Raw genomic sequence first — 12636 nt, 5'->3', positions numbered from 1 at the left:
CCGTCGGCGTGAGCGTCGCCCTGAAGAACAGCAGCTCCCAGACCCAACACAACACGGCGAACAGAAGAGCAGCCCCGCATCCCGCTCAGTACCCCAGCTTGCGAGGCAACCACAGCGCGAGTTCCGGGAAGGCGATCACCAGCACCATCACCACGAACATCGAGAACAGCATCCAGCCCACCCAGCGTACCGTCTCTTCCATGCGTACGTTCGCGATGCGGCACGACACCATCAGGTTCACCGCGAGGGGCGGCGTGAACTGGCCCAGGGCCACCTTCAGCGTCAGGATCACCCCGAACCACACCGGGTCCCACTTGTAGTGCTGCACGATCGGCAACAGCAGCGGCACGAAGATCAGGAAGATCGACACGCCGTCCAGGAACATGCCCACAGTGATCAGCAGCAGGATCAGCAGCGCCAGGATGCCGTACTCGCCCAGGCCCGAATTCACGATCGCGCGCGTCACCGGATCGATCACGCCCAGCGTCGACAGCGAGTACGCGAAGATGCCCGCCAGCGACACCACCAGCAGGATCACCGCCGACAGTTCGCCCGACTCGCGCAAGATCACGAACAGGTCGCGCACCTTGATCGTCCGGTGGATGCACATGCCCACGAACAGGCCGTAGAACACCGCCACCACCGCCGCTTCGGTCGGCGTGAACCAGCCCGCGCGCATGCCGCCCAGAATCAAGACCGGTGCCGCCAGGCCCCAGGTCGCTTCGCGGAAACTCTTCCAGAACGGCGGGCGCGGCAACGTCGATTCGAGCGCGCCCATCTTGTGCTTGCGGGCCAGCCACACCGCCGGAATCATCAGCGCCAGGCCGGCCATGATGCCGGGGATCATGCCGGCCGCGAACAGTGCCGGCACCGAGGCGCCGGGCACCAGCACCGAGTACACGATGAACGCGACCGACGGCGGGATCAGGATGTCGGTGGCCGCCGCGGCGCCCACCACGCTGGCCGAGAAGGCCGGCGGGTAGCCGGCGCGCGACATGGCGGCGATCATCACCGCGCCCACGGCGGCGGCGTTGGCCGGGCCCGAGCCCGAGATGCCGCCCAGGAACATCGCCACCGCAATCGCCACCAGCGGCAGCATGCCGGGGCCGCGGCCCACGATGGCAATCGCGAAGTTGACCAGGCGCAGCGCCACGCCCGAGCGGTCGAAGATGGAGCCGACCAGCACGAACATCGGAATCGCCAGCAGCGGGTACTTGCCCAGGCCTGCATAGAAGTTCTGTGGCACGGCCAGCAGGCCGAACCATTGCGCGTCGCCATTCGCCAGCGCAATGCAGGCAGCGCCGGCCAGGCCCAGCGCGGCGCCGATGGGCACGCCCACCAGCATCATCGCGACGAAGGCGACAAAGAGCAGCGTGGCGATCACTTGGCGTCGCCCTTGCCGTCGTTCTTCTTGCCCGTGGCAGCGGGCGCGTCGGACTTGTAGTTGGTCTTGCGGCCGCGGCGAACCATCAGCCCGACCGCGCGCAGCGCGATGGCAAACGACACGATCGGCAGCCAGATCGAATACCACCAGGCCGGCAGGCCGATGCCCGGCGTGGTTTCTTCAAAACGGTAGTCGTCCCACACCATGCGGATGCTGAGCGCGCCGATCAGCGTGAACAAGATGGCGATCATCAGCGCGCCGAACTGCGCGAGCCGCTTGCGCCGCGCCATCGATCCGCTCTCCGAAAAGTATTCGATGCGGATGTGCCTGTCGCGCGCCACGGCGGCCGAGCCGGCCACCAGCGCCAGCATGATCATCAGGAACACCGAGAACTCTTCGGTCCAGGCAAAGGACGAGTCGGTGAAGTAGCGCACCAGCACGTTGGCAAAGGTGATGAGCGCCAGCGCGCCCATGATGATGACCGTGAGCCAGTCCTCGATGGCAAGCGGGGCCTTGGTGGGCTCGTCGGCGGCTTCGATGTCGGGGGGGATGGGGCTGGCGGCGTCCAGCGTGGGGCCGGACTCGGGTGGAGTTGTCATCGCGGGAAGGTCAGTGAGGCAAACGCCATGTCACCGGGCGGACGCCGGGACGCGTTCCGTACACCTCGACAGGGAAACAGTTGCCGATGCTAGGGGGTCAATGACCACTCATGTATCGGGGGTTTCCTTAGCTGCGGGGGCTGCAGAGCGGCTTTCAGGACGTGTGCATAGGGCGCCGGGGAATGTCTCTCGCCCTTCGGGCTCTCTCCTTTATTTCGCTGCGGGGAGCACCCGGTGCCCTGTGCACGATGAGTGCGGCTGTGGGGTTGGTGGTTGCTGTGGCGGATTGCAGATGGACGTGCGGGGGCGTACCACTGAGCTTTCGTGAGAGACGGGCGGGGGCAAGTAGAAGTCCGAAGGGCTGGTATCGGGCGCGGTCAGCGTTTTGTGTATCTGTCTTTTTTCGAGGTGTAGCGAAATCAAACGCGCCCACCCACGCCTTTGAATTTCTCTACGAAGGCGGCGAGTTTCTGAAACACGCTCTGCTTTTTGATCAGGTATTGAGGATTCAGGGGACTCATCTTGGGAAGAACAGCATTGAGTTCCGTGCCGTTGTCACTTGCAAACTCTCGTTTCAGCGAGGTGGTGATATAGCGCTTGGCCGCTTCCGTGTTCAGGTTCTCGGCGTTGATCAGCTCTTGCGCCTCTCGCTGTAGCTCTGCTTGAGCAAAGATGAAAAAGGCGTCTATCACACTGGCTTTCTCACCCATCTGATCCAGGTCAGTCTGGTTGATGAAGTCGACCAGCAAGCTCTCCTTGGCACGGTTGCCCAGGCTCGCGCGTATCACCCGACGCACATCTTCTACCAGCGCGACCTTGTCCTTCACCTTCCTGTTGTTCTCAAAAATCAGTTCCAGGATGTAGTCGAGGTTGATTTCTTGTGACCTCAGCAGGTCGACCTCAAAGACCACGTCGTCCCAGTCGATGGCGGACTTCTCCTTTTCGCTTGAAGACTTTTCCCGTCGCAGCCAGTCACGAACGTCGTTGTAGGCTGAGCGGTAGTCCTGAATCTTTCGCTCAGCGGGGATCTTGACTTCTTGCAGCACGGCCAATGCATCATCATCCAGATAGTGCTTGGCCTTGAATGCGTCAACAGCCGCCGGGTCACTCATGTCCAGGCTTTGAATGGCCTTCAGGCTGGCGAATTCGTCGTAGTTCTGCAGGACGTTCTCCACGCGCAGATATTCACCAAACAGCTTCGCGAAGGCCTTCCTGTCCGACTCCTTCTCAATGGCTGCAGGATCAGGAAAACGCTGCTCCAGCTCCGTCACCACGTCCACAAAACCGCGACGCGCCTCTCCGGTCACCGCGTCGGTGAATCCGACCATGTATTCCTCGTAGCTCTTCTCCAGCACCACGTTCTTGGTGTTCTTGTCGCCAAACAAGGTGATGGCATCGATCGTCGCCTGCTCCAAGTCGCGGAAGGTGACGATGTTGCCGAAGGTTTTGGTGGCGTCAAAGATCCGGTTGGTACGCGAGTACGCCTGCATCAAGCCGTGATAGCGCAGGTTCTTGTCCACAAACAAGGTGTTCAGCGTGGGCGCATCAAAGCCGGTCAGGAACATGCCCACCACGATCAGCAGGTCGATCTCTTTGGCTTTGACCTGTTTGGCCAGATCGCGGTAGTAGTTCTGGAACCCGTTGCTGTCGACACTGAAGTTAGTTTTGAAGAGCGCGTTGTAGTCTGCTATGGCCGCGCTCAGGAACTCCTTGGCGCTGCTGTTCATGGCCGACACATCAAAGCTTTCGTCCTGAATTTCGCCCGCTGCCTCTTGCTCTTCGTTGGCAGCAAACGAGAAGATGGTGGCCACTTTCAGAGGCCTATCGCTGCCCTTCTGTAGCGTCTTAAATGCTTCGTAGTACAGCTTGGCGGCATCTACGCTGCTCACTGCAAACATGGCATTGAAGCCTTTGCCTGCCTGATAACCACCTACTTGCAGGCGATGGGTTTTCTGCCGGAAGTTGTTCAGGATGTACTGGGTGATCTCGCGGATGCGGTCGACGTGCAGCAGTGCCTGCTTGTTCTCTGCGGCGCTGAGCTTTTTCTCGTCCTGCTCGGCTTCGATGGCCTTGAATTGCGGGCGCACATCGTTGTAGTCCACCTTGAACTTCAGCACCTTTTCATCGCGAATGGCATCGGTGATCACGTACGAATGCAGCTCACGTCCAAAGACACTGGCGGTGGTTTCCGCGCCCAGGGCGTTTTGCGGGAGGATCGGCGTGCCGGTGAAGCCAAACTGATAGAACTTCTTGAACTTCTTCTTCAGGTTTTTCTGTGCTTCCCCAAACTGGCTGCGGTGGCACTCATCAAATATAAAAACCACCTGCTTGCCGTAGACAGGCAGGTCGCTCTCACTCTTCATCAGGTTGTTGAGTTTCTGGATCGTTGTGACGATGATCTTGTCGTCGTCCTTGTCCAGATTGCGCTTGAGGCCAGCAGTGCTGTCCGAGCCATTCACGCTGTCCGGTGAGAAGCGCTGGTATTCCTTCATGGTCTGGTAGTCCAGATCCTTACGGTCAACCACAAAGAACACCTTGTCGATGAAATCCAGCTCGGTGGCCAGGCGAGCCGCCTTGAAACTGGTGAGCGTCTTCCCGGAGCCGGTGGTGTGCCAAATGAACCCACCGCCCTCCAGCGCGCTCCAGCTCTTGGCCTGATAGGCGCTGTTGATCTTCCACAGAATGCGCTCGGTAGCGGCGATCTGGTACGGGCGCATCACCAGCAACGTGTTGCTCGTATCGAAAACCGAGTAGCGCAGCAGCACCTTCAACAGCACATCTTTCTGGAAGAAGGTGGCGGTGAAATCTTTCAGGTCTTTGATCAGGCTGTTGTCGGCCTTCGCCCAGTTCATGGTGAAGTCGAAGCTGTTCTTGTTGCGCTGGGTGGTGTTGGCAAAGTAGCGGCTGTCGGTGCCGTTGGTGATCACAAACAGCTGCAAGAACTTGAACAAGGACTGCGCGCCGTTGAAGCTTTCCTTGCTGTACCGGTGCACCTGATTGAAGGCCTCGCGAATCGCCACACCGCGCCTCTTCAGTTCCACCTGTACCAGCGGCAAGCCATTGACCAGAATCGTCACGTCATAGCGGTTGGCATGCGTGCCAGCCTGCTCAAACTGCTTGATGACCTGCACCTTGTTGCGGGCGATGTTCTTTTTGTCCAGCAAGTAGATGTTCTGGATATGTCCATCGTCGAAGACAAAGTCGTGGACGTAGTCGTCGTGAACCTTGCGGGTTTTCTCGACAATTCCATCGCTGGGCTTGTCCAGCCAGTTCTCAACAAAGCGCTGCCATTCAAGGTCGAAGAATTGCACGTTGTTGAGCGCCTGCAACTGCAAGCGAACATTGGCCAACAAGGCCTCGGGCGTGTTCAGGCCCAGCGGCGCCTCATAGCCCTGTTGAACCAGATCCTGAATGAGCTCACGCTCCAGATCGCTCTCGCTCTGGTAGCTCTCGTTGATCTGCCAGTCTTTGGTGTACCTGTCCAGAACGATGAAGTTTCTGGATTCGGCAATGGTCTTGTAGTCACTCATTGGGCTTGCTCTCATCGTCCTGGATCAGCGCTGTCAGCTCGTTCTCAATCTCCTGCACGGTCGGCAACTGCGACCGCACCGACAAGGGAATGTCTTTGGTGATGAACGAACTCACGCCCATCGGTTTGTTGATGTCGCGCAGCGCGTACTCCACGTCCAGCTTGTCCTTGTCTTTGCACAGGATCAGGCCGATGGTCGGCTGGTCACCCTCGGCGCGCAGCTGATCGTCCACCGCCGAAAGGTAGAAATTGAGCTTGCCAACGTACTCGGGTTTGAACGCGCCCGCCTTCAGCTCAATCACCACGTAGCACTTCAGGCGTGCGTGATAGAACAGCAAATCCAGAAAGTAGTCCCGTCCATTTACGGCCAACGGGTACTGCCTGCCGAGAAAGGCAAAGCCCTTGCCCAGCTCCAGCAGAAACCGGGTGATCTGCGCGACCAACTGGTTCTCGATGTCGCGCTCTACCGCCTGCGGCGCCAGGGTCAGGAAGTCAAAGACATACGGATCTTTCAGGCTTTGCTGCACCAGCTCTGACTGGAGTGCAGGCAGGGTCTTGGCAAAGTTGCCTACCGCCTGACCCGCACGCTCATGAAAGCGCTGCTCGATCTGCCACTCCAGCACCGTGCGGCTCCAGCCGTGTTCAATGCAGGCCTGCGCATACAGCAACACCAGCTCCACCGACTTCACCTTGGCCAGCAGGGTGCGCACATGCCCCCAAGGCATTTGTCCCACGGGCTGTGGGACAACTTCAAACCGAGGGCTGAAGAAGGCATAGAACTGCCGCATGGCAAACAGGCTGGTGCGCGAGAAGCCCTTCATGCCGGGGTAGCTGGCTTGCAAGTCCAGCGCCATTTGCTCCACCACCGCCGAGCCCCAGGCGCGTTCGCGTTGCCAGGCGTCCAGCTGGCGGCCAATGTCCCAGTACAGGCCCAGCAATTCGGCGTTTACCGCCAGCACGGCGCGGGTTTGTGATGCCTGAATGCGCTGCTTTATGGCGGCAATGGCCTGCCGATAGTCGGTGTGCTGGGTGATATCGGTCATGCCCTCAGACTCCTTGCTGCTGCCAGAAGCGATGGCGCTCGATAACGTGCTTCACCAATTTCTCCAGAACCTGCTTCTCTTCCGGTTTCAGTGGTGATACTTCTTCGGCAGCATGCTTCGAATGACTTGAGAAGTTCACAATTCGTTTTGCATATGGACTAGACAAGCCCTCATCTGCTTCTGGCAAAAGCAGTTCCCATCTCTTGTAACCGAGAAATGTTGCAGTCTTTTCAAGAATATTCCGAAGTAGGTTGAAATGATATTTTTCAACCTTCCCACTTTTTATTGCATCCTCAAGCTGTGCTATCAAGTGCAGATGATATGCAAACGGAGAATCGTTTGGTTGCTCCGCTAAATGAAGACTGCCGTCTTCATTTTTTTCCAAACGAGACTTGCTGAACCATTTGGATTTCCAGCTGTATCGCTCGGTTTTTTCATCGCTGCCGAATTCATTGCAAAGAACATTGAAAAATAGTGGGTTGTGCGTCGTGACTATAAAGTTGACATTGGATTTATTTGATTTAATCAGTTGCGCCAAGTCTACCGCTAGCTGGATCAGATGATTGTCATCCAGGGAGCTGACAGGATCGTCAACGAACACATATTCCAGGTTGTCAAATGGGGTCGTTTCAGGGTAGTCAGGCTGAACGTCGTTCAGTGTCGAAATCGCCTGTTCAAGCAGCGTGAAAAAAATGCTCCAGATGAAGTTGCTTTCTTCACCTTTGGAGATTTTCAGATTTCCAGCATGTTCATCATTGCCGCCCTCCAGCGAGAAAGTCACCTCCGAAAATGCTTTGACTGCGACCTCGTGACCGTTCTTGTCATTGAATTTGTATTCTTCATTGAATCGTGGCGTGAGTTTTTCGTTGGCGTAACGCTGAAAATTCGTAACGATATTCCGGTCCTGACCTTGCTCCTCCAGCACCCATCGAGTGAACGAATTAGGGCGGATTAGCAGTTTTGGTTCGGCGTCAAATGCCAGATCATTATCCCAATAGAACAAATCTTCCGTAAATGCGCTGTAATAAAGAATTTTCTTGCTTGCCAACTCAGAGCGCTGTGTGTCTTCATCTCCTGTTGTCGGTGGGAACAACTCTTTGAATTCTCGTGAAAGGCGCGTCTTACCCGTGCCATTGAAGGCATAGATGAGTTGAATCTTTGGGAGAGGTTTGACCTCTTCTACTAACTTCGTTTTCTCAGGGACAGTTTTTTGAACCGTCTTGGGCGTGCTCAGTTGTTGGGCGATTTCCTTGAGCGTCTTACCCATGTTATGCCTCCATCTCTTCCGGCTTGGGAAAACTCAACAACATTTCGCGGTAATACTCATACTGCTTCTGACGTAGTTCGATTTCGTGGGGCAAGCCTTTAGTGAGGGAGTTGGTCAGCGCGTCGAACTTGTCGAGAATGGCGACGATTCTGGCTTGTTCCGCCAATGATTTTTCTGGGTCATCTGGGTGCGGAACAGGAATGGCAATCTTGGAGAAGCCATTGATTAATAACGTGTTGACCTTAGTTCTAGCAATGTATTTGGCCTTCTCGGCAACGAACGACGAAGTTTGCATGCAATAGGAAACAAACTTCGGGTTCATAGAATGCCGAAAAGCGTAGCAGTGGTCATGAATAGCCACTTTCTCGTTGCCAAGCCATGCGACGGCTTTGCCGACATCCTCTACGGTCTCCCCAACATCGGTTATTACGACATCCCCCGGCTCCGCAAAGCGCAGCGTTTCTGCCAAGTCACTTCCAACTTGAGAAAAGGCTTCGTCTGCAAAAACGCCGTATCGGGTGTATATCTCGCCGTAGTGAATGACGTGAATGCCATTTTCCACGTAGTCGGCCTTGGTAAATCGCTTGCCACGAATAAATTTTCCGATATCACTTAGCGATTTCCATTTGACGTTTTTGCCTTCAAAGCGCAATAAATCGTCGCGATAGTGCTTGTATTGTATCTTTCGGGCTGTAAGCTCGGCTGTAAGCTCGGCTGTAAGCTCGGTGAAGGTGTCCAGTATGCGAACGATTTCAGCTTGAATTTCAAACGATTTCTTAGGATTTTCTGGGCAGGGGATCGGAAGCTTAAATTCTTTTACTTTTGCGTCAGAAATTGCAGGATATGCCGATCCATTTTGATTTTCTTCGACGTATGTATTGAAATTATTTGACGCAATCCAATGCAATATCCATTGAGGCAGTACTGCATTTTTCTTGGCGCGTAAAACACAATAGCCGGTGCTCGCAACCTCGCCGGCGTACTCGTCTCCAATTAAGCAATATCGTTGTTGAGTTGGGCGGGTCGTCGCAAAAATCACATCGCTTTTTTCAACAAGCTTTTGCGCCCGACTTGGTGCATTGCTTGAGTTAATTTCGGCGGTAGCGGAAATCTTTTTGGTTTCGATGTTTACAGATGTAAGATCAATGTAGCGATAGGTGCGGTTCGCATCACGCCACCTGATATTGGCAGTGGGCAGAGTGACTTCCCCCAGCGTCTTCCATTCCACAGCTACCCCATCCAACAGCTTCTCCAAGAAGCCCGTGGCGCTCATGCCTCCAACTCCTCGCTGTCGATCTCGGCCACGATGGCATCAATGTCTTTGCGTAGCCGGTCAATTCGGGCAACCGTAGTTTTCAGCTCAGCATTGAGCTTCGCTATGTCCACTACTTCGCGGTTGTCCTTGGCCTCCACATAGCTACTGACAGACAGGTTGTATTCGTTGGCCGTGACGTTCTCTAAAGAGATGGATTGGGCGAAGTGCTCCACATTCGCCTTGCTGTCGAACACCTGCATGATCTGTTCGATGTGCTTGTCCTGCAGCACGTTGTTGTTGGTTTCTTTCTTGAACAGTCCGCTGGCGTCGATGAACTGGGTGGTGGTGTCGGTCTTGTGTTTGGACAGCACCAGAATGTTCACTGCGATGGTGGTGCCGTAGAACAGGTTGGGCGCCAGCGAGATCACCGTTTCCACATAGTTGTTGTCCACCAGGTATTGGCGAATCTTCTGCTCGGCACCGCTCCGGTAAAAAATGCCGGGGAAGCAGACGATGGCAGCGCGGCCTTTGCTGGAGAGGTAGCTCAGCGCGTGCAGCACAAAAGCAAAGTCGGCTTTGGACTTGGGCGCGAGCACGCCGGCCGGGGCAAAGCGGTCGTCGTTGATCAGAGTGGGGTCGTCCGAACCTTTCCACTTCACCGAGTACGGTGGGTTGGAGACGATGGCGTCAAAAGGCTTCTCGTCACCGAAATGAGGGTCGATGAGGGTGTCGCCCAGCTGGATGTTGAACTTGTCGTAGTTGACGTTGTGCAGGAACATGTTCATCCGCGCCAGGTTGTATGTGGTGTGGTTGAGTTCCTGACCGAAAAAACCGTCTTCAATGATGTGTTGATCGAAGTGCTTCTTGGCTTGCAGCAGCAGCGAGCCAGAGCCGCAGGCCGGGTCGTAAATCTTGTTGATGCTGATCTGCTTATGCATGGCGAGCTGGGCGATCAGCTTGGAGACCTGCTGCGGCGTGAAGAACTCGCCGCCCGACTTGCCGGCGTTGGCGGCGTAGTTGGAGATGAGGTACTCGTAGGCGTCGCCAAACAGGTCGATGTGCTTGTCGTCAAAATGGCCAAAGTCCAGCTCGGCAACGCCTTTGAGCACGGCAGTCAAGCGAGCATTCTTGTCTCTGACCGTGTTGCCCAGGCGGTTGCTGGTGGTGTTGAAGTCGGCAAACAGGCCTCGGATGTCGCGCTCCGACGGGTAGCCGATGGCAGAGTTTTCAATGTCAGAGAAGATGACGGCCAGGCCGGTATTCAGGCTTTCGTTGGTATTGGCGCTGGCGGCCACGTTGGCAAACAACTGGCTGGGGTAGATGAAGTAGCCCTTGGTCTTGACGGCGTCGTCCCGGATTTCCGGTGTGATGACCTCATCGGAAAGCCCCGCGTAGCGAACGCTTTCGTCACCGCCTTCGATGTAGGCCGCGAAGTTTTCACTGATGAAGCGGTAGAACAGGGCACCAAGCACGTATTGCTTGAAGTCCCAGCCGTCGACTGCGCCACGGACATCGTTGGCGATCTGCCAAATGCGGCGTTGGAGTTCGGCACGTTGTTGGATGCTGGTCATGGGATTTTCTGGATTCGATTTGATCTTGCAAGCGGGCCCGATTCGAGAGCTTCTTGAGCATTGTCGAGAGCAATGCCAATGGTCTCGACGGTGGACAGGTCTTCGAGCCGCGTGCGAGTCTACGCGGGCTTTACACATACCCCGGCTGTCTCCTTTGTGTCGGTCAGTATGAAGTAGGGCCGCCGCCCGCGACCGACTGCAATCGCTGCAAACCAGATGCACGCATTGCCTGTTGACGATCAGCAGGGAGCGCCTCGTTGCACTCAAAACCTACCCCACAGGCAACCTCAACCGAACCGAATCCCTCCAGCACAAAGGCTTCAGCCGTCGTACCCCAAAGAACCCGTTCACCAGAGCGGGCCGCGAACCCCGCAGCCCGCAGACCAGCCGCTAACCGCCGGTCTCAAGCGCCCCACGTCGCGCCTTCTCGCTCACCTGAAACAACTCCCTCGCCTTGCGCGCCAGTTCTGCCGCAAGCCAAAGCAGGTTGTCCAGTTGTCGAGGCCCTTCACCGCTGCACCAGTCGATGTCTTCCCCGTGGCAGACCCACAGCAGGGCTTCGAGTTGAGAGAGGGTGTTTTCGAGAAGATCCGCCGGGTCTTGGGCGTTTTCTTCGAAAGCTACCGGCGTGCGGGGCCGGGCTATAGTCTTGGTAGCCATTTTTGTGCGGTTCCTTTCGGGGGTGTGCACGAACTTGGTTAGACGGTCGGGGTGCTCGTAACACCCTGGCCGTCGCCTTTTGATACCTCGCATCTGCATCGCTGCTTTCGCACCGACAACCTGCCGCGAGGCAAGCAGCCTTCAAACATTCAATGCTTTGTGTGTGTCGCGCCTTCCGCTTCCCCTTGTTGGGGTATCGAGTGACAGGGGCATCCACTCTAGAGAAGAACCCGGCGAAGTAGCCGGTTCATGCGGCACGAAGTCTCGGCGACCGCCAACAAATACAGCTTCCGCAATGCGCTGCGCGGGGACCTCGTGAGCGCGTCCCCGGATGCGAGCAGAAGGACTCAGTCCATCCAGGACCGCGCCCGGTCCAGGTGCTCGCGGCACTCGCGCACCATGCGCTCCAGCAGTTCCGCGCAGGTCGGAATGTCGTCGATCAGGCCGATGCACTGGCCGGCCGACACCACGCCGTTGTTCACCTCGCCCGACTCCAGCGCCGCACGGCCGCGCGCACCGGCGACCAGCGGGCGCACTTCCTCGAACTCGCAACCACCGGGGCGGTTCTCGGTGGCCACCACTTCTTCGGAGATGGCGTTGCGGAACACGCGCGCGGTGTTGCGCATGGTGCGAAACATCAGCTTGGTGTCGCGCTCTGTCGCATCGACCAGCGCCTGCTTGATGTTGTCGTGGATCGGCGCTTCCTTTGTCACGCAAAAGCGCGTGCCCATGTTGATGCCCTCGGCGCCCAGCGCCAGCGCCGCAGCCATGCCGCGCCCGTCGGCGATGCCGCCCGACGCGATGATCGGAATGCGCAGCTTGCGCGCGGCGATGGGCAGCAGCACGAGGCCGGGCACGTCGTCTTCGCCCGGATGGCCCGCGCACTCGAAGCCGTCGACCGACACCGCATCGACGCCATTGCGTTCCGCAGACAGCGCATGGCGCACCGAGGTGCACTTGTGCACGATCTTCACGTCATGGCGCTTCAGTGCTTCGATGAAGTCCTTCGGGCTGTTGCCCGCGGTCTCGACGATCTTGATGCCGCTGTCGATGATGGCCTGCACGTACTCGGCATACGGCGGCGGCTTCACCGCCGGCAGGATGGTGAGGTTCACGCCGAAGGGCTTGTCGGTGAGCGTGCGGGTGCGCGCGATCTCGTTGCGCAGGTCGTCGGGCGTGGGCTGCGTGAGCGCGGTCACGATGCCCAGGCCGCCGGCGTTCGACACGGCCGCGGCCAGCTCGGCGCGGCCCACCCATTGCATGCCGCCCTGAATGATGGGGTAGCGAATGCCGAGCAGCTCGGTGATGCGGGTCTTCATCTCTTCGCG

9 protein-coding genes are annotated in these 12636 nt (G+C 57.3%); all 9 read right to left on the bottom strand.

The window, feature by feature from the left end; all coding sequences use genetic code 11:
• Window positions 1–85 precede the first annotated feature (85 nt).
• The 9 genes from DBV14_RS02140 to DBV14_RS02100 all read right to left on the bottom strand — a co-directional run bounded on the left by DBV14_RS02140 (window position 86) and on the right by DBV14_RS02100 (window position 12627).
• The gene (locus DBV14_RS02140) at window positions 86–1384 is read right to left on the bottom strand and encodes a TRAP transporter large permease (protein ID WP_124457553.1); all 1299 of its coding nucleotides are present in this window, start codon (window positions 1382–1384) and stop codon (window positions 86–88) included.
• Window positions 1381–1983 (bottom strand): TRAP transporter small permease, encoded by a 603-nt coding sequence (locus DBV14_RS02135; RefSeq protein ID WP_124457552.1) that lies wholly within the window; start codon window positions 1981–1983, stop codon window positions 1381–1383. Before DBV14_RS02135 ends, DBV14_RS02140 begins: the two co-directional genes overlap by 4 nt.
• 419 nt (window positions 1984–2402) lie before the next feature.
• Window positions 2403–5513: an HsdR family type I site-specific deoxyribonuclease gene (locus tag DBV14_RS02130; RefSeq protein WP_124457551.1), complete on the bottom strand. Its 3111-nt coding sequence runs from the start codon at window positions 5511–5513 to the stop codon at window positions 2403–2405.
• Window positions 5506–6555, bottom strand: a complete 1050-nt coding sequence (locus DBV14_RS02125) for a YhcG family protein (RefSeq protein ID WP_124457550.1) — start codon at window positions 6553–6555, stop codon at window positions 5506–5508. The genes DBV14_RS02130 and DBV14_RS02125 overlap by 8 nt, the downstream gene beginning before the upstream one ends.
• A gap of 4 nt (window positions 6556–6559) precedes the next feature.
• The gene (locus DBV14_RS02120; protein WP_124457549.1) at window positions 6560–7822 is read right to left on the bottom strand and encodes an AAA family ATPase; all 1263 of its coding nucleotides are present in this window, start codon (window positions 7820–7822) and stop codon (window positions 6560–6562) included.
• 1 nt (window position 7823) lies between these two features.
• Complete coding sequence (locus DBV14_RS02115) at window positions 7824–9095, bottom strand: restriction endonuclease subunit S (protein WP_124457548.1); 1272 nt, start codon at window positions 9093–9095, stop codon at window positions 7824–7826.
• The gene (locus DBV14_RS02110; protein ID WP_124457547.1) at window positions 9092–10648 is read right to left on the bottom strand and encodes a type I restriction-modification system subunit M; all 1557 of its coding nucleotides are present in this window, start codon (window positions 10646–10648) and stop codon (window positions 9092–9094) included. Before DBV14_RS02110 ends, DBV14_RS02115 begins: the two co-directional genes overlap by 4 nt.
• Before the next feature lie 390 nt (window positions 10649–11038).
• The gene (locus tag DBV14_RS02105) at window positions 11039–11308 is read right to left on the bottom strand and encodes a hypothetical protein (protein WP_124457546.1); all 270 of its coding nucleotides are present in this window, start codon (window positions 11306–11308) and stop codon (window positions 11039–11041) included.
• Window positions 11309–11655: 347 nt separating this feature from the next.
• Window positions 11656–12627 (bottom strand): nitronate monooxygenase family protein, encoded by a 972-nt coding sequence (locus tag DBV14_RS02100; RefSeq protein WP_124457545.1) that lies wholly within the window; start codon window positions 12625–12627, stop codon window positions 11656–11658.
• Window positions 12628–12636: the final 9 nt, after the last annotated feature.

Source organism: Variovorax sp. KBW07, from assembly GCF_003852515.1.
Taxonomy (GTDB): Bacteria; Pseudomonadota; Gammaproteobacteria; order Burkholderiales; family Burkholderiaceae_C; genus Variovorax.
The sequence above is the reverse complement of the archived record's forward strand: the minus strand, read 5'-3'. Positions and strand labels throughout refer to the sequence as shown.

Excerpts from the sequence above, each read along its gene's own strand:
- DBV14_RS02135 (WP_124457552.1), bottom strand. The coding sequence starts at position 1,983 with ATGACAACTCCACCCGAGTCCGGCCCCACGCTGGACGCCGCCAGCCCC.
- DBV14_RS02130 (WP_124457551.1), bottom strand. The coding sequence starts at position 5,513 with ATGAGTGACTACAAGACCATTGCCGAATCCAGAAACTTCATCGTTCTG.
- DBV14_RS02125 (WP_124457550.1), bottom strand. The coding sequence starts at position 6,555 with ATGACCGATATCACCCAGCACACCGACTATCGGCAGGCCATTGCCGCC.
- DBV14_RS02120 (WP_124457549.1), bottom strand. The coding sequence starts at position 7,822 with ATGGGTAAGACGCTCAAGGAAATCGCCCAACAACTGAGCACGCCCAAG.
- DBV14_RS02115 (WP_124457548.1), bottom strand. The coding sequence starts at position 9,095 with ATGAGCGCCACGGGCTTCTTGGAGAAGCTGTTGGATGGGGTAGCTGTG.
- DBV14_RS02110 (WP_124457547.1), bottom strand. The coding sequence starts at position 10,648 with ATGACCAGCATCCAACAACGTGCCGAACTCCAACGCCGCATTTGGCAG.
- DBV14_RS02105 (WP_124457546.1), bottom strand. The coding sequence starts at position 11,308 with ATGGCTACCAAGACTATAGCCCGGCCCCGCACGCCGGTAGCTTTCGAA.
- DBV14_RS02100 (WP_124457545.1), bottom strand. The coding sequence starts at position 12,627 with ATGAAGACCCGCATCACCGAGCTGCTCGGCATTCGCTACCCCATCATT.